Origin of the sequence: Nitrosospira sp. NRS527 (genome assembly GCF_018406445.1) — a bacterium.
GTDB lineage: Bacteria > Pseudomonadota > Gammaproteobacteria > Burkholderiales > Nitrosomonadaceae > Nitrosospira > Nitrosospira briensis.
Window position 1 is genome coordinate 1,969,824 of record NZ_AP024515.1, and the last position, 20,124, is coordinate 1,989,947.

Annotated in this window: 23 protein-coding genes and 3 tRNA genes; 15 read left to right on the forward strand and 11 right to left on the reverse strand. The window is 52.2% G+C overall.

The features are described 5' to 3' along the window. The first annotated feature begins 134 nt into the window (after positions 1-134). Positions 135-578: a hypothetical protein gene (locus KJS40_RS08805; protein ID WP_213537171.1), complete on the forward strand. Its 444-nt coding sequence runs from the start codon at positions 135-137 to the stop codon at positions 576-578. Between the two features lie 198 nt (positions 579-776). Continuing rightward, a complete protein-coding gene (locus KJS40_RS08810) occupies positions 777-974 on the forward strand; it encodes a hypothetical protein (protein ID WP_213537172.1) in 198 nt (65 codons plus the stop codon). Positions 975-1,139: 165 nt separating this feature from the next. Here the strand turns inward: KJS40_RS08810 and KJS40_RS08815 are convergent. From KJS40_RS08815 to gltX, 3 genes are all read right to left on the reverse strand, one after another. Further along, positions 1,140-1,215 (reverse strand) — tRNA-Glu (locus KJS40_RS08815). A 48-nt stretch (positions 1,216-1,263) separates the two neighbouring features. Continuing rightward, positions 1,264-1,339, reverse strand: a tRNA-Ala gene (locus KJS40_RS08820). 109 nt (positions 1,340-1,448) lie between these two features. Then, on the reverse strand, positions 1,449-2,846 hold the full coding sequence (gltX, locus tag KJS40_RS08825; protein ID WP_213539786.1) for a glutamate--tRNA ligase: 1,398 nt from the start codon (positions 2,844-2,846) through the stop codon (positions 1,449-1,451). A 180-nt stretch (positions 2,847-3,026) separates the two neighbouring features. On the opposite strand from gltX, the gene KJS40_RS08830 reads away from it, so the two are divergent. Further along, positions 3,027-3,101: transfer RNA gene (locus KJS40_RS08830), tRNA-Val, on the forward strand. A 534-nt stretch (positions 3,102-3,635) separates the two neighbouring features. Here the strand turns inward: KJS40_RS08830 and KJS40_RS08835 are convergent. Further along, positions 3,636-4,454, reverse strand: a complete 819-nt coding sequence (locus tag KJS40_RS08835; protein WP_213537173.1) for a lipase family protein — start codon at positions 4,452-4,454, stop codon at positions 3,636-3,638. 261 nt (positions 4,455-4,715) lie between these two features. On the opposite strand from KJS40_RS08835, the gene KJS40_RS08840 reads away from it, so the two are divergent. Next, positions 4,716-4,946, forward strand: a complete 231-nt coding sequence (locus tag KJS40_RS08840; RefSeq protein ID WP_025040124.1) for a hypothetical protein — start codon at positions 4,716-4,718, stop codon at positions 4,944-4,946. Between the two features lie 135 nt (positions 4,947-5,081). On the opposite strand, the gene KJS40_RS08845 is transcribed toward KJS40_RS08840, so the two are convergent. Both KJS40_RS08845 and KJS40_RS08850 read right to left on the reverse strand, forming a co-directional pair. Next, positions 5,082-5,495: a pyridoxamine 5'-phosphate oxidase family protein gene (locus KJS40_RS08845; protein ID WP_213537174.1), complete on the reverse strand. Its 414-nt coding sequence runs from the start codon at positions 5,493-5,495 to the stop codon at positions 5,082-5,084. Positions 5,496-5,765: 270 nt separating this feature from the next. Continuing rightward, a complete protein-coding gene (locus KJS40_RS08850) occupies positions 5,766-6,188 on the reverse strand; it encodes a hypothetical protein (protein WP_213537175.1) in 423 nt (140 codons plus the stop codon). A 311-nt stretch (positions 6,189-6,499) separates the two neighbouring features. Here KJS40_RS08850 and KJS40_RS15320 point away from each other — a divergent pair, with 311 nt between their 5' ends. From KJS40_RS15320 to KJS40_RS08860, 3 genes are all read left to right on the forward strand, one after another. Then, on the forward strand, positions 6,500-6,838 hold the full coding sequence (locus KJS40_RS15320; RefSeq protein ID WP_244859513.1) for a hypothetical protein: 339 nt from the start codon (positions 6,500-6,502) through the stop codon (positions 6,836-6,838). Continuing rightward, a complete protein-coding gene (locus KJS40_RS15325) occupies positions 6,838-7,374 on the forward strand; it encodes a c-type cytochrome (protein WP_244859514.1) in 537 nt (178 codons plus the stop codon). The genes KJS40_RS15320 and KJS40_RS15325 overlap by 1 nt, the downstream gene beginning before the upstream one ends. 221 nt (positions 7,375-7,595) lie before the next feature. Continuing rightward, complete coding sequence (locus tag KJS40_RS08860; protein ID WP_025040127.1) at positions 7,596-7,985, forward strand: LapA family protein; 390 nt, start codon at positions 7,596-7,598, stop codon at positions 7,983-7,985. Positions 7,986-8,360: 375 nt separating this feature from the next. Here the strand turns inward: KJS40_RS08860 and KJS40_RS08865 are convergent, their stop codons facing one another. After that, positions 8,361-8,906, reverse strand: a complete 546-nt coding sequence (locus tag KJS40_RS08865; RefSeq protein WP_244859515.1) for a transposase — start codon at positions 8,904-8,906, stop codon at positions 8,361-8,363. A gap of 291 nt (positions 8,907-9,197) precedes the next feature. Between KJS40_RS08865 and KJS40_RS08870 the strand changes: the two genes are divergently transcribed. Beyond that, entirely contained in the window at positions 9,198-10,487 is a 1,290-nt protein-coding gene (locus KJS40_RS08870) for a PA0069 family radical SAM protein (protein ID WP_213537176.1), read from the forward strand. A gap of 111 nt (positions 10,488-10,598) precedes the next feature. Here the strand turns inward: KJS40_RS08870 and dnaQ are convergent, their stop codons facing one another. Genes dnaQ through KJS40_RS08885 form a run of 3 tightly spaced genes read right to left on the reverse strand, consistent with a single transcriptional unit; the run spans position 10,599 to position 12,651 of the window. Continuing rightward, positions 10,599-11,321 (reverse strand): DNA polymerase III subunit epsilon, encoded by a 723-nt coding sequence (dnaQ, locus tag KJS40_RS08875; RefSeq protein WP_213537177.1) that lies wholly within the window; start codon positions 11,319-11,321, stop codon positions 10,599-10,601. 44 nt (positions 11,322-11,365) lie between these two features. Then, on the reverse strand, positions 11,366-11,878 hold the full coding sequence (rnhA, locus tag KJS40_RS08880) for a ribonuclease HI (protein ID WP_213539875.1): 513 nt from the start codon (positions 11,876-11,878) through the stop codon (positions 11,366-11,368). Continuing rightward, complete coding sequence (locus KJS40_RS08885; RefSeq protein WP_213537178.1) at positions 11,875-12,651, reverse strand: class I SAM-dependent methyltransferase; 777 nt, start codon at positions 12,649-12,651, stop codon at positions 11,875-11,877. Before KJS40_RS08885 ends, rnhA begins: the two co-directional genes overlap by 4 nt. 156 nt (positions 12,652-12,807) lie before the next feature. Between KJS40_RS08885 and gloB the strand changes: the two genes are divergently transcribed. The 7 genes from gloB (at position 12,808) to pgl (ending at position 19,264) form a co-directional block, all read left to right on the forward strand. Continuing rightward, the gene (gene gloB, locus KJS40_RS08890; RefSeq protein ID WP_213537179.1) at positions 12,808-13,599 is read left to right on the forward strand and encodes a hydroxyacylglutathione hydrolase; all 792 of its coding nucleotides are present in this window, start codon (positions 12,808-12,810) and stop codon (positions 13,597-13,599) included. Between the two features lie 423 nt (positions 13,600-14,022). Continuing rightward, entirely contained in the window at positions 14,023-15,153 is a 1,131-nt protein-coding gene (gene tal, locus KJS40_RS08895; protein ID WP_213537180.1) for a transaldolase, read from the forward strand. Positions 15,154-15,199: 46 nt separating this feature from the next. Next, on the forward strand, positions 15,200-16,105 hold the full coding sequence (gnd, locus tag KJS40_RS08900; RefSeq protein WP_213537181.1) for a phosphogluconate dehydrogenase (NAD(+)-dependent, decarboxylating): 906 nt from the start codon (positions 15,200-15,202) through the stop codon (positions 16,103-16,105). 514 nt (positions 16,106-16,619) lie between these two features. Next, positions 16,620-17,060, forward strand: coding sequence for a hypothetical protein (locus KJS40_RS08905; RefSeq protein WP_213537182.1), 441 nt, complete (start codon positions 16,620-16,622; stop codon positions 17,058-17,060). Between the two features lie 397 nt (positions 17,061-17,457). Further along, complete coding sequence (locus tag KJS40_RS08910) at positions 17,458-17,922, forward strand: hypothetical protein (protein WP_213537183.1); 465 nt, start codon at positions 17,458-17,460, stop codon at positions 17,920-17,922. A gap of 135 nt (positions 17,923-18,057) precedes the next feature. Further along, positions 18,058-18,468, forward strand: a complete 411-nt coding sequence (locus KJS40_RS08915; protein ID WP_244859516.1) for a DoxX family protein — start codon at positions 18,058-18,060, stop codon at positions 18,466-18,468. A gap of 73 nt (positions 18,469-18,541) precedes the next feature. Further along, on the forward strand, positions 18,542-19,264 hold the full coding sequence (pgl, locus tag KJS40_RS08920; RefSeq protein ID WP_213537185.1) for a 6-phosphogluconolactonase: 723 nt from the start codon (positions 18,542-18,544) through the stop codon (positions 19,262-19,264). 44 nt (positions 19,265-19,308) lie between these two features. On the opposite strand, the gene KJS40_RS08925 is transcribed toward pgl, so the two are convergent. Then, positions 19,309-19,950, reverse strand: coding sequence for an HTH domain-containing protein (locus KJS40_RS08925; protein ID WP_213537186.1), 642 nt, complete (start codon positions 19,948-19,950; stop codon positions 19,309-19,311). Positions 19,951-20,124: the final 174 nt, after the last annotated feature.

Sequence of the window (20,124 nt, forward strand, 5' to 3'; positions counted from 1 at the left end):
TCCATATTCGCAAAATTAGTGTGAATTTCTATCTTGTTTTCGATACCCGGATAAAAAATAACAGACAGCGGTTTTAGCAGAAAGAGGGAGATTTCTAGCTGATGCTATTATTCTCTTACTTGAATGGAGCTACCATGAAACGTTATCGGATATTTAATTTAACTGCCAGATTTATAGCGGCGCTTGGCTTGACTGTTGGCTTGACTATTGGTGTAGGTGGCGCTGTTCATGCACAGGATGGAGCATCTGGACCGGGCACTTCGGCTCCGCACGGAAAATCTGCCACCGGCGAAAAAAAACATTTACCTTGTGGTGGACCCAGCGTAATCCAATGCCCGCAGGGCCTGTCGTGTGTTGATGATCCCGCGGATAAGTGCGACCCCACCAGAGACGGCCTTGAGTGTCCCGGAAAATGCGTGGCCGGTTCCGGGGAAAAGAGCAAATTCAAACAGCCTTGCGGTGGACCCAGCCGGATTAACTGCATCGGCGGCATGGTTTGCATAGATGACCCCGCCGACAACTGCGATCCCACCAGAGATGGTCTTGACTGCAAGGGGATGTGTGTGACCAAACCGTAGCAAGTCCATCCGGTATTGGTTGCGACAAAAGGATGAGGTCAAGCCGGTGTGAGTGGTCTCATCCGTCCTCTGAAGCGTTTTGTTGACCACAACGGGAAATCGTTGTCGCCGGATGCTCGTTCAACCAGCGAGAAAACCAGTAGTACAAAAGGAAAACTTGAATGCACCCACTTTGACCATTTACAGGAGCCAAGCAAAATGGCCACAAAATGTATCACCTATGTACGGACTAAAGAAGGCGATATCGAACGTAAACCCGGTCTTGTCGTAAGCTGTTCAGAGGACTCGATGGATCCGTATTACTTTGAAGCCAAACTTACCGGATTTCCAGAATCAAAAGTCTACTGGGCAAGCGAAATAGGACCAAGCGTAGGGATAGCGCCAATAAACGGCTGAGTGCCGGTAAAGTCTCCGGCAATTATCAGGCTGTTCTATTTTATGCGCTCTACGGTGGTAGTGGTAGCTTGCGCCGGAAATATCATCTGGACCACCTGAATCCAGCCTGACTCGGCGCGCGTCACATCGTATCGCTTGAAAAACAAGCTACGAATAGATGATTTTTGGCGTCCCCAAGGGGATTCGAACCCCTGTACTCACCGTGAAAGGGTGATGTCCTAGGCCACTAGACGATGGGGACTGAAGGACTTTAAACAAATTGCAGTCAGTTTGCGATATTGCCGGAAACTGGTGGAGGTAAGCGGGATCGAACCGCTGACCTCTTGCATGCCATGCAAGCGCTCTCCCAGCTGAGCTATACCCCCGACAAAATGAACGCGAATTATACTGAGCCGCACAATTCCAGTCAATGTAAAGCGGCAGTATAGTGCAAAGCAGATCAACGATATACTGCATTTTGCCGCTCGGGCCGGATCAGGCAGGAAAACCTGCCAGCTGGTTATCCATGCGCTTGAGCGTTTCTTCCCTGCCGAGTATTTCGAGCACTGCGTTTATTGAAGGCGTCTGCGCGACACCTGCCACCATTACGCGCAGCGGCATGGCTACCTTGGGCATTTTTACGCCATGGCCCTTGGCGGCGGTCTTGATAGCGTCATTGATTGCATCGCTTTCCCACTCGATAACAGCCAGTTTCTGCCTCAGGTCGAGAATGACCGGTTTTACCTCAGCGGTAAAATGTTGCGCCTTGAGTTCCTCGGCAGGTTCCAGCGTGCGAAAGAAATAGACTGCCGCATCGGCCAACTCCGCCACGGTATTGACCCGTTCCTTGAGCAGATTCGCCACGCTCGGGAGATTTGGCATACCCTGCCCTGCGGTGTTGCAACCATCCGCTTCAAGAAAAGGCCGAACCAGTTCCGCCAGCCGCGCATTGTCGGCAGTCTTGAGATATTGCTGGTTGAGCCACTGCAATTTTTCCGGATTGAATTTGGCCGGAGAACGGTTGATTGCCGAAAAATCGAACCATTCGACCAATTGTTCGCGGCTGAATATTTCCTCGTCACCATGCGACCAGCCCAGCCGCGCCAGATAATTTATCAACGCCTCAGGCAGATAACCATCTTCGCGGTACTGCATCACTGAAACCGCGCCATGGCGTTTGGACAACCGCTCGCCGTCCGACCCCAGTATCATCGGCATATGGGCATATTGCGGCAATGGCGCGCCCAAGGCTTTCAAGATATTGATCTGGCGCGGCGTATTATTGACGTGATCATCGCCACGGATCACATGGGTGATATTCATATCGAGATCGTCGATCATCACGCCAAAGTTGTAAGTCGGCACACCGTCGGCGCGCAGCAGTACCAGATCGTCCAGTTCGCTGTTGGCAACAGTAATCTGACCTTTAACCAGGTCATTGAAGGTTACCTCTCCTTCCAGTGGATTTTTCAGTCGCACCACCGGCTTCACCCCGGCAGGCGGCGTTTGCTTTGAATCGCGCCAGCGTCCGTCGTACCTGGGTTTCATCCCCGCCGCACGCTGCTGCTCGCGCATCGCATCCAGCTCCTCCCTGCTGCAATAGCAGTGGTATGCCTTCCCCGCCCGCAACAACTGCTCCGCCACTTCATGATAGCGAGCCAAACGCTGCATCTGGTAAAACGGCCCTTCGTCATAATCGAGCCCCAGCCAGGCCATGCCGTCAAGTATCGCCTGAGTGGATTGTGCAGTGGAGCGTTCGAGATCGGTATCTTCTATGCGTAAAATGAATTTACCGCCGTGCCTGCGGGCATAAGCCCAGGAAAACAGCGCGGTGCGTGCACCGCCAATGTGGAGATAACCGGTGGGACTGGGAGCGAAACGGGTACGGATCATGTGGGGATAGACTTTGACGAGGTGAAAGCCGGCCATTTTACGTGAAATACCGAGTCAGCCGTGACTTACGTCGATCACGTGAGACTGCATGCCTTGTAGCGCCCGCGAGCGCGTTGACCGAAAGCGCGTGTTCATGCTCTAATTGCACCTCCCCAACCGGTTATCTGTCGACTAACCAATGGGCGGTTAACTCAGCGGTAGAGTGCCACCTTCACACGGTGGAAGCCACTGGTTCGATCCCAGTACCGCCCACCAAAAGATAGTCCGAAGAAATCCAAAGTAAAGAAAGCCATAAAACGACGTAACGGTGGTATTTGTGGCTTTCTTTCGTCCAAATAAGGCTAGGAGCGTCATATAGCTGGGGGTAACGTCCAAGAATTTAATAACTGAAGCCCTTCTGCGAAGAACCCCATCGGGGGCTAGACAATACTCCCCCAGGTCATTTTTTCGTCATGCATCCAATGCCATGCTCTACAATATTTTGCCAAGCGTCAGGTATTGGCTGAGCACGACTTTAATAAGATATTGGAAACCAAAATTGAATAGGCCTTGGGCTGACTATGAAGCTTCAAGGCGGTCCATATTGCCGGCTATGAAAATATTGGGATTCAAACCGCGCATGAAACCTTGAGTCATTCCCCAACGACTCTACTCGCGGTGAACGAAACTTCGCAGAAGCTTACTCCCCCAGTTAGGTGAAACCATGAAAAATAAACAATTACCGGGCTTTACACTGACCGACACACTACAAAAATAGGTGCTACTACTGAACGTTTTTTCAGAGAAAATTCATATTCTGTCGACATAATTAACCGGCGCATGATCTGCCAATGGCCTTGGAGGTTCTTCAAAGACCTTTAGCGGTGCAAAAAAGGAGTTTTCTTTGGCCTCGGTTTGTGGCTCCATAAGCAATTGTAATAAACCGACATGGCGAAATCCCAATACTTCAGGCGGAAGCAGCGCTGCTGCATCTTTATTGTCAACAACGCGATGGATCGGTAATGTTTGCAGGGACGTAACAAATGCTTCGTTTCCCACCCGTGGTGATCCAAATGTATAAACCGCCCGTGGTTTATGTCGCGATGCCGCTAAGGTGGCAAGCGCTCCGCCTAAACTATGACCGGTATAGAAGATCGGGCAGACAAGCGGAGAGAGCTCCTTCTCAATCTTATCCCACACCGAGTCAAGCGCCTTTTTAAAACCCTTGTGAATCCCTACTTCGTTTCGGTCCCATGGAAGTATTCCACATTCAAAGTCGGTAACATAATCCCTGTTGCTATCGGTACCTCTGAATACCAGAATTGCATAGGAAGGTGAAACCATGGGTTCAACGAGCATTGCATGAGTATCCATTTCCGGTGAAGCAAAAAAGGCACGCTGTTTCAATCCCGCCTTTTCCAAAAAGCGAGCTCGGGTCGGCTGCGGAGCCGATTTCACTTCTTCGATATCTTGTCGATAGATCAATCGGCTGAGCTCCGCGAGCCACAGCGCATTAGTGCGACTGTACTCATGGGCTGCCTCTGGTTCGAATGGTGGGAATTCCCTGCGAGAAAAGAAATCAGTCGCTCCTCCCGGGTTCAGGAGGTCTTGCCATGTTGTCGTTAACATTGATCAAACTTGGGAGTAGAAATTTCTATCGACATTAAGGTGGGGATGTACCTTCACCATCTGATTATTCCACACAGCCTTGCATGTTTAAGTCTTGGGCCCCCTATGAGGGTAATAGGTTGGATCAGGCAAGACCCCGCGCTTGAGATTTTCATGCAACCCGCGTAATCCCATCTATTTTGTCCCCTGCGTCCAGGTTCCCCGGCATATTGTTGGCAATTTAATTGATACACTGTTGATTTCGAGGCAAGAGGAGTTGGCATGAACATTTATCTCATTTCTCAGTATGAGAATACGGGTTTTAACACCTACGATACCGCTGTTGTCATTGCTGAATCCGAGGAAGCGGCACAGCTTACTCATCCCTCTGGCGAAGAGGAGTGGATTGACGAATCCTGGGCGGATCCGGAAGACATTGAAGTAGAACTATTAGGGGAGGCGGTGGAGGGCTCGCGTGCTGGCGTAGTGTGCGCCAGTTTTCACGCTGGCTAAAATAACTCTGAGCCCTGTATTAGTTGTGCTGCCTTCCGCCCCATCCTTGGCTATTCTATCTTACGACTTTCGCCAAGCACGTCGGTATTTCCGGTAATAAGAGCTTTGGCCAGCCCCATAGTACGCGCTACCGTACTATGGGGGTCCATCCCAATATTCCGCTTCCACAATGCTGACCTTGAGCAAGGTCAAGTCCGGATCGTCCAGCCCGTTTGGAAACCAGGGCTTTATCTCTGGAGTCCATAAGTCTTTCATTTTCTCGTTGTCATGTACGAATTGCGCGCTGCCGGATATGGAAAGATAATCCTGCTTATCCGTGCGGACATAGCAAAGGTTGACTTGCCACTGCCGCTGCCCTTCCACAAACTTTAGTGACGACTGCGACGTAAAAAACCAAAGGTTGCCGTCAGCATCGAGTTGCATGGTCGACATTGGGCGACTACGCAAGGTGCCGTCTCTCTCCATGATGGTCAGCATGGCAAATTTTGTGTCTCCTACCATTTCAGCCACTTTTTTTAATGCGGCATCGTGTTGCTCTTCGATTTGCATCGATGGCTCCTTTTTGTATTGAATGAGTGAGATTTGATAAATCAGGATTTTCTTGTTTTCCTGAATGCTTCAGGTTGCTATATAGCCACAGGGCCAGGCACTTTACACCAGTACCGTGGCGGCGGGTCATCCAGCAATCCTATAACCTTTATGTTCGTGCACGTTCGATACGTTACTATGCCGTGTCGCACCTCGTGAAGATTTCCGTGGCGCGATTTAACGCATTCTTCCATGCCTTGACTGCCGAATTGGAATTTCCTCGTCCCCGCGCTACCAGCAGGAGCCTTTCGCGCACGCGCTTGTCATGTTTGCAGGCGTGCGTATAATGCCCATTAACGCGTCCACTTCCAGCGTCTCCAGATAATTGCGAATGTCATCCATGGCGGAGTGCTGCTTCTTTCCCCACGCGCTTTGCGAGCAGCGCAAGACCGGTTGCAACGCAATGCTTGCAGAAATCGCCATCTTGCCCACCGGGCAACTGCACTCGTACATCAGCTCATCGTCTTCCTGCCATAACCGGACTTCATAATCATATGTGCCTGCAACGCAAGCGATGATGTCAATGTCATTCTCATCGATCAATTTCACCAGACCTTGCTCGAAATAAGCGGTGCCTCTGGCGTGATATACCTTGCCAGCAAGTCTTTTCATATCTCTGGAAATCAGTTCACGCAGCATATGGATATATGTCATTGGGAATCTCTGAACAAATCTTCCGCAACGTGCTTGGCTGGCGGTTAAGCTGGTAAAATCGAAAACGCACGGCGCATGACGAAGGTCGCGGCTCACGATTCTAAGTGAGGCAACTCATCATTTGGTTATGCTAATGCCCTACCAAAGCAACATCGCTGATATTCGGCTGTGGTTAATATGTCGTGTTGCGTAGTTTTGATGGGTTGCGCTACGCTCCTCCCATCCCACCCAAGCTGCGCACCCGTCAAACCAAGAATGGCGCTAGACATAATTGTAAAACAATGAATTCGTGTCATGGGAGAAGTCCACTCATGAGTATGAGCGTCTCAAGAATTCTGCAATATCTCCTGCTCTTGCTCGGCAGCTTTTGCGTCCATGCGTTCCCGCTTACGCCCGCATCGGCACAAAGCGCCATTAGTATCGAGTTCAAGGACAACGGTCAAACCGTCAAGGCTCTGTCCCTGGATGAGCTTCGCGCTATCGCGCCCGTGGCTTCGATAAAGGTTTTTGAGGTGCACGAAAATGTGGAGCGTATTTATCGCGCTTTGCCAGCTCGACCTGTATTTGACAAGGTATTCGGGAAGGGTTGGGAAAAGGCGCGGGAGATCATCTTCACGTCCATTGACGGGTACAGCCCAGCATTCGGGTGATGAAGTTACTCGCACATGACGCCTATTTCGCCTTCGCGCATGAGGATGGCACGCCGTTTATGCTGGCTAACAGGCTGCAAAACAACGAAATCGTGTGGCTCGGGCCGCTCTACCTGGTCTGGGACAATACCAAGTCAAAAGAATTGCTCGATGCCGGCGCATCGGACATGCCCTACCAGATCAAGCGCATCGAGCTTAAATTCATGCCGCCTTTTCCAAATATGACCCTGCCGCCAGGATCATCAGCAGCGGCGCAGCGTGGATTCATGCATTTTCGCCAGCACTGCATGGCATGCCACACCATTAATGGTGAAGGCGGAGGTAAAGCGCCGGAACTCAATTACCCGGTAAGCGTGGCTGAATATATCAAACCCGAGTATTTGAAGCGCTGGATTATGAGCCCACGGAGTATCCGGTACAACACAACGATGCCGGGGCTTACCAGCGCGATCCTCGACCGTGAAACGGCCACTGAAGAGCTCGTTGCCTATCTCAAGGCAATGAGCAATGCCAAGCGCGTTCCGGCGAATCCATGAGGTATTTTTTTACTTTAAATCCGGAAATCCTGTCTCCTCGACATTTGTGTGCTCATCAGGTAACAAGCCTATCAATTATTGAGCAGTTATTACTTCACCGAGCTGTTAGTGGTTGAATTCCTTATCCCATCACCCCTTTCGGCCGTTTACGACTGGGTGCATACTAATGTTGTCCGCAAAGGTGCTTCCTTTCGTAAAAATTAATAGCAAAGGAGACAGTCATGCAGCTTTTGTTAATAGTCGGTATTGCCGCCGCCATCGCTGCTGTGGCGTTTGCTCTGCAGAACAGTACATCGGTGACAGTCACCCTGGGTTTATGGACCTTCGATAGCTCTTTAGCCATGGTATTGCTGCTGGCAATCGGCATCGGCGCCGTTATTGCGCTATTGGTATCCTGGCCGGGCATAATCAAGAATGTCTGGAAAGGCTCGCAACTACGCCGCCGGGTCAATAAACTGGAAGATGACAAAGCCGCACTGGAGCGGCGTGTCACCCAACTGGAAGGAGAGCTGATGAGAATAAGCCCGGAACCCATACCGGAAGAGCCCACGCGTTTTCTCGGACTGAAGTCGATATTATTAGGCAGCGAAGTCGAGAAACCGAAGGAGTAAGGGGGCTCAACCACAATTTTTCATGCATTGATGTGAAACGGGTGTTCCGTGCGCTGCTTGTGTTGCAGCGGGCAGCGCGGTGTGCGTCACTCTTGAGTAATATAGTTTTGTGCCCGGCGGTTATCATGGGGAAGAATGGCGTTCTCCCGGTTCTTGATAGCGACGGTAGCTTGGCATTTTGGATTGGCAGCCATCCGGCGGGTAGAACCCGCCCTACTCTGCTAAATATGATGTCGAAATAGCGGATTCACCGCCGATGGGGCTCACTGGTATCGGAGGATCAACGGGTAGGTCGGGCTCCGCCCGACATCGTTTCTTGATCGTCGGGCGGAGCCCGACCTACCGTCAAGTATTCATTCGGGATGGTCAAATTCTTCAATCGCCGAATAGTTTACCGTCAATTTCACTCTCGGCAATACCCCAATCTGGTGGATAAACACCAGCTGTCACAAAACGATGAAATGTGGAATAAGGCCAGTCTGTGGCGCACTTGGCGAGCCCGTGTTTTACGGGGTTCCAGTGGATGTAATTCAGGTGGCGGGTCAAGTCGTTGTCATTGCGGATGAAGTGCTCCCAATATCGGGGTTGCCAGAATCTGGTCTCAGGGATCAAGCCCAGATTGTGCCGCGTCGCTCGCTTTATCTTTGCCCATCGTAACGGATAATCAGCATCATCTTCGGGCAAGCTCCAAATGCAATGCAAATGGTCGGGGAGCAATACCCACGCTTTAATGTGAAATGGATGCTCCTTGCGCACTGCTTGTATTGCCGCATGCAGCGCAATGCGTGCAACCTCTTGAGTAAATATGGGTTCTCGGCCAGCGGCCACCACGGTGAAGAAGTAGTTTCCTCCGGGTTCTTGATGGCGACGGTAGTTTGGCATGGTTGTTTGTTGGTTAGATTGGGCGGTGATGACGGTCATCTGTGGTGGCGGGTCGCCGGGCGGGTAGAACCCGCCCTACTGTGATGGCAGGTCATCTGGTAGGTCGGGCTCCGCCCGACATCGTTTTGTTACCGCACATCCGGTTTTGTTACCGCAAATCCGATCTGCTTGCTGAAAAAAATATTGTACAGTGATTGATATTGCAGGTGAACTGACTGGAGGACCCGCTTTCAAAAGGTATCCTGTCTCGTATTTAACCCATCAGCATTGATGGCCAGCTTATAGTGCTTTTACCCCTTCCTTCATACACCAAGAATATGGGACTGCATAATGTCCGACTCCGATACCTCTGCCGAGGATGAGCCGCTATTCATACGACCCCCCTTGAAAGCAAAAAAAGGCCGGGGCGCGGTTTCTAATTTGCAGGGACGTTATGAGCTGCTGACGCGCGAAGCTATTGATGATGGCTGGTCTCAGGGTGATGCTGGAGGGTACTCGGGAGCCGATGCTGGACCGGATTGCCCGGCGGATGATGGCATCGATGTCAATACGGGGACAGATCCCGCTCCAGCCTGGAAGACTCAGGTGATCGAAGAGCGAGCCAAAACGATCCTGAGCCGCAATCAATCCCCGGATGTTTTATTCAGCATCTCGCTGAACCCTTATCGCGGCTGCGAGCACGGCTGTATCTATTGCTTCGCACGGCCCACGCACAGCTATCTCGGCCTGTCACCCGGGCTGGATTTCGAGAGCAAGATCTTCGCCAAGGTCAATGCGCCTGAGTTGCTGAGGCGCGAACTGGCTAAAGTGTCTTACGTAGCGGAACCGATTGCGCTCGGCGTCAATACCGATGCCTACCAGCCCTGCGAGCGCGAGCTGCGGCTGACAAGGCGCGTGCTGGAGGTGCTGCATGAGTGTGAACATCCGGTGGCGCTGATCACGAAATCGTCATTGATTGAACGCGACATCGATTTACTGGCGGATATGGCATCCCGCCGGCAAGCGATGGCGGCAGTAACCATCACCACGCTCGACCCGACTATTGCCCGTACACTGGAACCGCGCGCTGCGGTTCCTGCACGTCGCTTGCGTACCATTCGCACGTTGACCGATGCCGGGATTCCGGTAGGGGTCAGCGTCGCGCCGATAATTCCCTTTGTTACCGAACCTGATCTTGAGCGCATATTGGCTGCGGCAGCGGAAGCGGGCGCCATCAATGCGGGTTATGTCATGCTGCGCCTGCCGTGGGAGGTAAGTCCGCTATTCCGGCAATGGCTTGAAGTCCACTTTCCCGACCGGGCGGTCCGCGTGATGAACCGGGTGCGGGATATGCGCGGCGGGAAGGATTATGACGCCAGTTTTGGCACGCGCATGCATGGGGAAGGCATCTGGGCTGACGTGATTCGCCAGCGCTTCGAAAAAACGGTTGCGCGCTTGGGCATGGGTGTTCGTTCAGGCCGCTTCAAGGGGCTGGATAGCTCCCGTTTTCGTCAACCTTCGGTTGTCTCGGCAGTTGCGCCACGGGCTGAGGTTACTGCCAAGATTGGCTCTTCAGGGGCAAAAAATATGAGGGTGGAGGCAAAAAACGGTAAATCAGGTGGCCAGCGTGAGCTTTTTTAAGAAACCTATCCTAAGCTCGGCTTCTTGAGCTGCGTCCTTGCTTTTTGATGGGTTGCGCTTCGCTTCACCCATCCTACTCTAAGTACCTAAGCTAGCCGACTTATAGATTATCTATTCCGCGGACGGTTGTGCCGGTTCGGTGGATTCCAGCTTCATCCACAAGCATTTACCTTTGCTTTCGCGCTCGATGCTTTCCAGTTGCTGTACGTGGGCTTCCAGTTCTTCCGGGGTAGGTGGCAGCACCGTCAATTGAAGCTCACTCAGACTGATCGCAAAATCCAGCGCGGAGGGGTCTTCCAGATCCATCAGCAGGCTGTCTTGCCCACGTGTCATGGCGAGGTAGACTTCTGCCAGCAGCTCCGCATCCAGCAGTGCGCCATGCAACGAGCGTCTGGTGTTATCGACGGCGTAGCGTTCGCATAGCGCATCCAGATTGTTTCTTTTACCGGGATACAGCTCCTTGGCCATCTTCAAGGTATCTGTGACCGAATGGCAACATTTACCCAGAGGTTGCAACTTGGCCAGCCCCAACTCATGATCGATAAATGCGACATCGAAAGAGGCGTTGTGCATGATCAACTCTGCACCATCGATAAACTCGAGCAGCTCATGGACTACGTCACAAAACTTCGGCTTGTCCTGGAGAAATTCCGTCGTCAATCCGTGTACCTGCAAGGCGCCCGGCTCGCTATCGCGTTCGGGATTCAGGTAATAGTGGAAGCGGCGGCCCGTCAGCCTCCGGCTCAGCATTTCCAACGCCCCGATTTCAATAATACGGTGGCCGAGTCTCGGTTCCAGGCCAGTGGTTTCAGTGTCGATAAAAATCTGGCGCATAGGGTTAAGTCTGTGCCTTTCCCGCAAAAAGCGTTAAAAACAAACTATTCATCGAAGCTTCCGTTAACTTCGCACTTCTCCGCAGCGCCGGGCGAACCCACCGGATTTTCAAGCACACACTGTACCCCCCGGTTGGCAAGCTGATCCGCCTGTTCGTTGCCTTCATGGCCGGAGTGGCCGCGCACCCATAACCATTCGATGTTATGGCGTTGTGTGAGTAGATCAAGCTCCTTCCACAGATCGTCATTTTTTACCGGTTTCTTGCCCGCGGTACGCCAATTGCGCTTTTTCCAGGAATGTATCCATTCGCTGATGCCCTTCTGCACATATTGGGAATCGGTATGCAAACGCACGTTACATCTCTGTTTCAGTGCTTCCAGCGAGCGGATCACAGCAAGCAGTTCCATCCGGTTGTTGGTCGTCAGTTTTTCACCGCCGAACAGCTCACGCCTATGTCCGTTATATTGCAGCAACGCACCCCAACCGCCGACACCCGGGTTACCCTTGCAGGCGCCATCGGTAAATATGTCGACCACACCTGCGCGGTCCGGCTTCACTCCCTGCCTTGCACTGATGTCTTGTTGCGCGCGGCCCTGCGTGGTTCGCTCCCTGTAGTGCCTTTGATCTTCTGCGCAACCGGGGCCATGCTTCTTCTTCTTGCGCGGACTTCTTTCCATTCGGGCTTGATGACACGCATACCGTGGACGCGCTTGACGGCGTTCAGAAAATATACGCCTCCGGAAAATCGCCACCAGCGACTACCCGCAGCCTCCATGAAATAAAAACGCGTCAACCATTTTTCCTGGCTGAACGGTGGCGCATAACAGCATAGCCGGTCTTCGGTGATCTCAAAATCCAGCAGTGTCAACCAATCCTTGAGCCGTGGCAGCGCAATAAAATTGCCGCGCCAGGGGAAATAATCGTCCTTCGGCGCCCCGAAGAGCCCGCGCACGCCCCACAGACTGCGGGGATTGAAACCACAGACAATAACCTGCCCCTCAGGCATCAATACCCGGTGCACCTCACGCAAGATCTGATGGGGGTTGGAGCTGAATTCGAGCACATGGGGGATCACTACCAGATCGATGCTGTTCGTTTCAATCGGCAAAAAATCAGGCGCCGCCAGCACTTCAGCGCCCCCTTCCGTTGCCGCGCAAAACTGAAATGGTATACGGTTAGTGCGCAAAAAGTCATATTGCGGAAATCCGATTTGCATGGCATTGTATCCGAACACATTTGCCACGGCCTTGTCGAAATAGTTTTGCTCCCGTTCCAACAGATATTGGCCCAGGCAGGTTTCAAACCATTCCTGTGTATTTTTTAGAGGCATAAATAATGTCCAGGGGCGGCCGAAGCTCAATAGTTAAACGATAAGGGACTCTATCGCAGGTAGACCGGCAGGATTATAGGCTAGCCCATCACCTTATCTTTGAACGCGACGCCGAGCTGTCGATTTTCCATACCTGGCTCAACCGCCCGAACTATCATGACTACGCCATATATCGTTCCGATCCGTGCATTCACCGATAATTATATCTGGGTCATTCGCGACCATTGCCACGCTGCCGTGGTCGATCCGGGCGATGCCTCCCCGGTGTTGGATTACTTGAGGCGCGAAAAACTGAAACTCATCGCGATTCTCAATACCCACCACCACAAGGACCATACAGGAGGAAACGCAGCGTTGCTGCAGGAATTTACGGTGCCGGTTTACGGCCCCGAGAAGGAATCAATCCCCACACTGACTCATCGCCTCAAAGAATACACCGAAAAAGAAAAGGAAGAGGGGAACGTCTACCTTTCGGAATTCTCGCTCAGCCTCAAGGTCCTGGACATCCCCGGTCATACTGCCGGGCATATTGCGTATTATGGCGCAAACCTGCTGTTTTGTGGAGACACGTTGTTCGGTTGCGGCTGTGGACGCTTATTCGAGGGCACTGCCCGGCAAATGGTCGATTCCCTGGAAAAACTGTCTGATTTGCCCAAAGAAACACTGATCTATTGCGGTCACGAATATACACTCAATAATATTCGCTTCGCCAGGGCGGTCGAACCAGGCAACCAGGCGTTGATCGAACGCGAAGCAGCAGTTGTAAAATTACGTGAGCAAAATCTTCCGACCCTCCCCTGCACCATCGCATTGGAAAAAGCCACCAATCCATTCCTGCGCTGCAACGAACCGGAAGTTATCCGGAATGCCAGCAATTATGCCGGCACACCATTAACCGATCGTATCAGCGTGTTTGCTGCAATCCGAGACTGGAAGAATCACTTTTAGCGCCGGACAGCAAATGATCGGCAGGGCAGAACCTGCAAATATCAAGGAACTCTCATACTACGCGTTGCTGCGCTGACACCCTGCATGCGCGATCGCTGAGAAAATCTTGCATACATTCACACGCATGTGGCCGGGCAGACGACTGGCATACGAAAGCTCGTCGCGAAAGCTCCGCGCACGCCCCGCCTAAAAACGCGATAAGACATGCAGTAACGGGCAAAGCGATGAACGATCGCGTGATTGCATTGTCTTATTGTTGTGCTTTATTCCCCTGATGGGCAAACAAACATCTCCCGCGATATAAGGCACAGCCATCCGACGCCGTTGTGAAACGCCGAAGCAGTCGCGTGAAGCAGGCAAGTTGCGCGAATCGTTCACAGCAGCCATTTGCAACAGTGCCATCGCTAAAGGAGAACAAATCCTATGAAACCCCTTGAACAGTTACTGCAATGCGGCCAATCTATTTGGCTGGACTCGATCAGCCGTGACCTCATCAATAGCGGAGAACTGCAACGGCTTGTAACTGAAGACAAGCTGCGCGGCCTGACCAGCAATCCAACCATTTTTGAGCAAGCCATTACTCGCAGCAATAGTTACGATGATGCGCTGAGCAAACTGCTCAAAGCCAACGATAAACAAACCGACAAAGCACTGTTTGAGGCGGTAGCCATCGAAGATATCCGCATGGCGGCCGATGTGCTGCGGCCCGTGTATAACGAAACGAACGGCGGAGACGGCTATGTCAGCCTTGAAGTCTCGCCGCAGCTCGCTCACGATACCGCTGGCAGCATCGCTGAAGCGCGGCGGCTGTGGCAGGCCGTGCAGCGGCCCAATCTGATGATCAAGATTCCCGCCACGCCCGAGGGCATTCCCGCGATCGAGCAGTTGACCAGCGAAGGGATCAATGTCAATGTCACCCTGATGTTTTCGCTGAAGCATTACGAAGTGGTGGCACGAGCGTATATTGCCGGGCTCGAGCGCCGGACGGCATCCCCTGGCGTAACAAAGCCCTTGCCAGTTTCGGTCGCGTCCTTTTTTGTCAGCCGGGTGGATACCGTGGTCGATGCCCTGCTGGAAAAAATGGGTACGCCCGAGGCGCTCAATCTGCGCGGCAAGATCGCCATCGCCAACGCCAAGCTTGCCTATCAGCGCTTTCGCGAAGTATTTTATGGTGAATCGTTTGCCGCTCTGCGCGGTAAAGGCGCACGCGTGCAGCGGCCATTGTGGGGCAGCACTGGAACCAAGAACCCGGCCTATTCAGATGTACTCTACCTGGAAAAACTGATCGGGCCCGATACCGTCAATACCGTACCACCCAAAACTCTCCAGGCATTCTGCGATCATGGCCGCGTGCATGCAACGCTGCAAGAGGATATGGCGCAAGCGAAAGCGAATATCGCACAGCTGGCGCATCTGGGAGTCGATCTTGATGCCATTACCGAAAAGCTTCAGAATGACGGCGTGGCCGCTTTCGCCGCTTCATATGACAAGTTGCTTGGCGCGATAAAGGAAAAATGGCAAGATATCCTCACTGCCTGTAATCACGCAGCCTGAACCACCGCTGTAGGCGGGCCTGTATAACTGAGACTGGGCGGAAACAATGGATCTTGGAATGATCGGATTGGGGCGCATGGGGGGCCCCATGTCGCAACGGCTACTGCGGGATGGTCATCGCGTAGCCGGTTTCGCCCGCAGCGCGGATACTCGCAACCGATTGGCGGAGAAAGGCATAACGACGGCAGCATCGCTCGAAGACCTGGTGGATAAACTGAAGTCGCCACGCGTCGTATGGCTGATGATTCCCGCCGGTGCGCCGGTAGATGAAACGATAGCCGAGCTGTTACCGCTGCTGGAACCCGATGACATCATTATCGATGGCGGCAATTCGAATTACAAGGATACGCAACGCCGTGCCCAGATGCTGAAGGCAAACCGAATCCACTATGTGGATGTCGGCACCAGCGGCGGCGTATGGGGTCTGGAGAATGGCTACAGCATCATGGTAGGCGGCGATGACGAGGTCGTCGCCCAGTTGCGCCCTATTTTCGAGACGCTTGCTCCAGCGCCTGATAAAGGTTGGGGGCACGTGGGCCCCAGCGGTGCCGGGCACTTCACCAAGATGATTCACAACGGCATCGAGTATGGCCTGATGCAAGCCTATGGTGAAGGGTTTGCACTTATGAGCCGCAAGACCGAATTCAACCTGGACTTGCACCAGGTGGCGGAGATATGGCGCGACGGCAGCGTGGTCCGGTCATGGCTGCTCGACCTCACCGCTGCCGCGCTTGCAAAAAATCCCGATCTGGATGGTATCGCCGCCTATGTACCTGACTCCGGCGAGGGGCGCTGGACCGTCGCGGAGGCAATCGATCTCGATGTCGCCGCACCGATAATCACGCTGGCGTTATTGCAGCGGCTGCAGTCGCGCGATCCCGAGTCGTTCTCCAACAAATTGCTGTCGGCGTTGCGCAACCAGTTCGGTGGACATGATATAAAAAAGGAATAATTGCGCAATCCTCGAATGCGCCCTGTTGTTTGCTCTCCTTCGTTGGCTTACGTTGCACTATCCCCATAAGTAGGTCGGGCTGCGCCTGACATCATTTTTACGATCGTCGGGCGCAGCCCGACCTACTTCGCGATATTGACACTCCCCTAATATTGGCTTTACCAAAATCAATCAGCCGTTGTCTTCAGGATAGCGAATGCGCTCTGCTATTTGCTCGCCGTCGCCGGTTCACGCTGCACTGATCGCCAGTAGGCCGGGCTCCGCCCGCCATCGTTCTTGATCGTCAGGCAGAGCCCGCCTTACTTCTCAATTATAGGAATAGGCAGGCTTAGGCATCTGCGCGACCCTGGCCCGAAAGCGCTTGCGCATTATCAATGCTTGAAGTTGACAGGGATCAATCCTAATGATACTTTCAACATAAATAAGTTGACAAAGATTTATCCTTCACATATTCTTCACACCATGAGCATGAGAAATTAACGCCCGCTTTGCAATGCGAAGAATAGGAGGTGTGATGATGAATGCGAAACAAATCGTTACTACTTTATCTCTACTCAGCCTTTTTTCCTTGTTGAGCCCCGCTGCATCCGCCATAGAGGATATTGATATCACCGCCGCTGCCCAGAATGCCACAACTCGAAGCGACCACGAGGCTGTGGCAGCCTATTACGAAGACTCAGCCCGAGAAATACAGGCAAAAGCGCAGGAACAAAAACAATTACTTGAAGAATATGAAAGCAAAAGCTACCTATACGGTAGACAGACCCAGGACCTGCAATCCCACACCTATGCGTTAGTGCGTAAGTATGAGAAAGAGGCAAAAACCAATATAAAAGAAGCCGCCCTGCATCGGCAGATGGCAGCTAACGCTGAAGAGAACGGTTACTCTGTACCTCAATTGGAGAAACTGAGTATTGTGCATGAGCTTCATCAGGCTACTGTTTCTAAAAAATAGCAGTAAAGCAATGTGTTAAAACTTAGCGTATGGCATTACTGTAGCTTCAAATTATATTTTGACTTTCTCTCATTTTCATGGGCAGCTTTGCTACCGTACGTAGCGTAATCTCGAAGGTGCCCCATAAACCCTTCTCACGACCCCTCCACGACTCTTCCCGCTACGATAAGCTCCGAGTTTTCCCTCTTAATCTGCTTCAGTCTGCGCTCAATTCTTGGACTCCATCCTATGGTCCGTCCATAACATCGGCATATCTGCAAAGTCTGGTGCTTTAAACATACCGAAGTTGACGAAGCCATAGCCATCAGGTAGGCTTCGAGTCAAGGAATATTCTGGCGTAAATTTCGTCGAAACTTCAGTTCTGACGTCCGTAAAAAATGGATTCGAACGTATCGAAATGAAAACGATAAATATTTTTGCCGCGTTGTCCCTGCTTGGCTTGCTGGCCTCACTGAGTTCGCCCGTAACAGCAACCGTCGATGATTCCGAAATCCCGTCCGGGCAGGATCCCCCCGCCGGAAGCGACCACGAAGCCATAGCGAAATACTATGAAGATGAGGCAAGGAAGCGACATGAAATCGTGGCCAAATACTACGAAGATGAGGCAAGGAAGGCACAGGCAAAGATGAGGGAACTGAAACTGTTGCTTGAGCATTACGAGGAAAAAAGCTATCTCTACGGGAAAAAAGCTCAGGATCTGCAAGCGCATACCTCGGCGCTAGTACGCAAGTATGAACAAGCCGCGAAGGCGGATGCGAAGGAAGCTGCCACTCACCGACAAATCGCCTTGAAATTTAAAGAAAAAAATCACGCTACCGCGTCCAGTGTGCAGAGATTCAGCGTCGTAAATAAATCTCACTAGCGAATTCAACTGAATAACTGAGGCTTTCCCTTTCCCGTTAAGCCGAGTAAGTTCGGCTAGCGTAACGCGCAATGCATTGGTTGTCTCCTGCCCTATTCCGCCCATTGAAATGGCGAGCCTGAAATTACCGGAGACATGATAGTGTCCAATCCGTTTCACAATGATAACCTCGGTAAATTGATTCTCCGTGTTACGGTTGGAATGCTGATACTGTTCCATGGGGCATATAAAATACTCAATCCAGGTTCTCTCGACTTCATCAGCAAGCAACTCAGCAGCAATAGTCTTCCTCAGGCATTGGCTTATGGCGTTTATCTGGGTGAGGTTATCGCACCATTAATGATAATCCTGGGAATTTTTTCCCGCCTTGGCGGCTTGCTCGTTTTCGGTAATATGGTGTTTGCACTTTTTCTGGCACACCGCAGCCAGCTGTTTACGTTGACCACTTCAGGTGGCTGGGCGCTCGAATTGCAGGGTTTTTATTTATTTTCTGGCCTCGCAGTATTGTTCCTGGGCAGCGGTCGAATGGCAATCAGACCGGATTAGTGTGTTAGCATAGCCAGCTCTACTGTTCAGTTTAAGTTATTTACAAGACCAATCAGCACAGGTAACTACAGCCATGAGCATTGTCAATTCGGAAAAATACCGCTGGCACGGATTCGCCGATCTGCCAGCTTTACAGGAAGCAGCGCTGGGCGCCATTCTCGACGGGGCGGCGATGGCGATACAGGAACGCGGACGTTTCAATCTCGTGCTGGCTGGGGGTGAATCACCGCGCGGAATTTATCAGCGGCTGCGATCGGCTCCCACGGACTGGACTGCCTGGCACATCTATTTTGGCGATGAGCGCTGCATGCCACCCACGGTGGAAGAGTTGAATTTTCGTATGGCTGGGGAAGCATGGCTCGATCATGTGTCTATTCCCCCAAACCAGATACATGCAATACCGAGCGAGATTCGCGCGGATAAAGCAGCTAATGAATATGCACAAACCCTACAGGGCGTTGACATGTTCGATCTGACCTTGCTTGGGCTCGGGGAAGATGGCCATACTGCAAGCTTGTTCCCCGGTAACGAATGGGGAACCGCTTCGGATTCCCCCGATACACTGGCAATTTTCAATTCGCCCAAACGACCACCTCAGCGCGTATCGCTCAGCGCCGCGCGGCTAAGCCGTTCGCGTCAGATAATTTTTCTGGTGAGCGGCGCATCGAAGCATAAAGCAGTGGCAAGGTGGCGCGCTGGAGAGAATATACCCGCGCGAGCAATAATGGGCGAAACGGGTGTCGATGTGCTGGTGGAGTCTGCTTTATTGCTGCCGCTTGCGGGGATAACGCACTAGGTCCGCGCCAGAAGGGAAAGAAAGGCAAAAAAAAGGAGTAGAAACTACTCCTTTTTAGGCAAAAACCTGAATCGACAAAGATCTCCGCCACGAGCCATGCATTCGTGTTGCTCGACCTTGGTATCGGTAAACGTTTCCATCAGGCCCTTATCCAGATGGCAGATTTCCAGGTCTTTTACCGCCATTTGGTGAAAGACACAGTTATCGGCTTCAATAACCGCCTCGCCACCCGGTAATGTCGCATTTCTCGCATTGTAACCAAGCTGATCCATTACCTCGGCGAGCTTTTGGACCTTTTCCTGTTGCGTGGTCAATTCCGGGTACTGGCTTCGTATCTGCCGGGCTATGCCTGCACCGATACCGTTCAGCCGCTTACGCATGTTTTCCGCGCCTTCTTCACGCTGAACCGAGGCCACCACCAGTTGCGCAAGCCACGAATATTGACGGGGAAAACTTTCCTGGCCGAGCTCGGTGAGTACGTAAAGTTGCTGAGGACGGCCTCCGCCAGATGGACGCGTGACACCTGCCGCAATTAATCCTGCCGCTTCCAGGGACGCGAGGTGCTGTCGCACGGCATTTCGGGTAATTTCAAGCCCTTTCGAAAGCTCATCCACACTCATGCCGGTTCTGTTCCCACGCAATAGCTTGAGTAGTTGCTTTTGGCGTGCACCCATTTTATTAACCATTTGGTTGTACCTCCTTCCCCCCCTGTCTATGTCAGGAAATCGAAAAACGTGTTATAGCACATTTACCACTATACGCCATCTTAGTACACTTTACACATAAAATAGTTGACAACTTTACGCTCATCCCTTTACAGGTCTCCACGAAATCACCATGAAACATGCCAGGCTGGCAGC

What these genes read in the sequence shown, in the direction of transcription:
- KJS40_RS08805 (WP_213537171.1), top strand. Translation starts at nt 135, where the DNA reads ATGAAACGTTATCGGATATTTAATTTAACTGCCAGATTTATAGCGGCG.
- KJS40_RS08810 (WP_213537172.1), top strand. Translation starts at nt 777, where the DNA reads ATGGCCACAAAATGTATCACCTATGTACGGACTAAAGAAGGCGATATC.
- gltX (WP_213539786.1), bottom strand. Translation starts at nt 2,846, where the DNA reads ATGATCCGTACCCGTTTCGCTCCCAGTCCCACCGGTTATCTCCACATT.
- KJS40_RS08835 (WP_213537173.1), bottom strand. Translation starts at nt 4,454, where the DNA reads ATGTTAACGACAACATGGCAAGACCTCCTGAACCCGGGAGGAGCGACT.
- KJS40_RS08840 (WP_025040124.1), top strand. Translation starts at nt 4,716, where the DNA reads ATGAACATTTATCTCATTTCTCAGTATGAGAATACGGGTTTTAACACC.
- KJS40_RS08845 (WP_213537174.1), bottom strand. Translation starts at nt 5,495, where the DNA reads ATGCAAATCGAAGAGCAACACGATGCCGCATTAAAAAAAGTGGCTGAA.
- KJS40_RS08850 (WP_213537175.1), bottom strand. Translation starts at nt 6,188, where the DNA reads ATGACATATATCCATATGCTGCGTGAACTGATTTCCAGAGATATGAAA.
- KJS40_RS15320 (WP_244859513.1), top strand. Translation starts at nt 6,500, where the DNA reads ATGAGTATGAGCGTCTCAAGAATTCTGCAATATCTCCTGCTCTTGCTC.
- KJS40_RS15325 (WP_244859514.1), top strand. Translation starts at nt 6,838, where the DNA reads ATGAAGTTACTCGCACATGACGCCTATTTCGCCTTCGCGCATGAGGAT.
- KJS40_RS08860 (WP_025040127.1), top strand. Translation starts at nt 7,596, where the DNA reads ATGCAGCTTTTGTTAATAGTCGGTATTGCCGCCGCCATCGCTGCTGTG.
- KJS40_RS08865 (WP_244859515.1), bottom strand. Translation starts at nt 8,906, where the DNA reads ATGACCGTCATCACCGCCCAATCTAACCAACAAACAACCATGCCAAAC.
- KJS40_RS08870 (WP_213537176.1), top strand. Translation starts at nt 9,198, where the DNA reads ATGTCCGACTCCGATACCTCTGCCGAGGATGAGCCGCTATTCATACGA.
- dnaQ (WP_213537177.1), bottom strand. Translation starts at nt 11,321, where the DNA reads ATGCGCCAGATTTTTATCGACACTGAAACCACTGGCCTGGAACCGAGA.
- KJS40_RS08885 (WP_213537178.1), bottom strand. Translation starts at nt 12,651, where the DNA reads ATGCCTCTAAAAAATACACAGGAATGGTTTGAAACCTGCCTGGGCCAA.
- gloB (WP_213537179.1), top strand. Translation starts at nt 12,808, where the DNA reads ATGACTACGCCATATATCGTTCCGATCCGTGCATTCACCGATAATTAT.
- tal (WP_213537180.1), top strand. Translation starts at nt 14,023, where the DNA reads ATGAAACCCCTTGAACAGTTACTGCAATGCGGCCAATCTATTTGGCTG.
- gnd (WP_213537181.1), top strand. Translation starts at nt 15,200, where the DNA reads ATGGATCTTGGAATGATCGGATTGGGGCGCATGGGGGGCCCCATGTCG.
- KJS40_RS08905 (WP_213537182.1), top strand. Translation starts at nt 16,620, where the DNA reads ATGATGAATGCGAAACAAATCGTTACTACTTTATCTCTACTCAGCCTT.
- KJS40_RS08910 (WP_213537183.1), top strand. Translation starts at nt 17,458, where the DNA reads ATGAAAACGATAAATATTTTTGCCGCGTTGTCCCTGCTTGGCTTGCTG.
- KJS40_RS08915 (WP_244859516.1), top strand. Translation starts at nt 18,058, where the DNA reads ATGATAGTGTCCAATCCGTTTCACAATGATAACCTCGGTAAATTGATT.
- pgl (WP_213537185.1), top strand. Translation starts at nt 18,542, where the DNA reads ATGAGCATTGTCAATTCGGAAAAATACCGCTGGCACGGATTCGCCGAT.
- KJS40_RS08925 (WP_213537186.1), bottom strand. Translation starts at nt 19,950, where the DNA reads ATGGTTAATAAAATGGGTGCACGCCAAAAGCAACTACTCAAGCTATTG.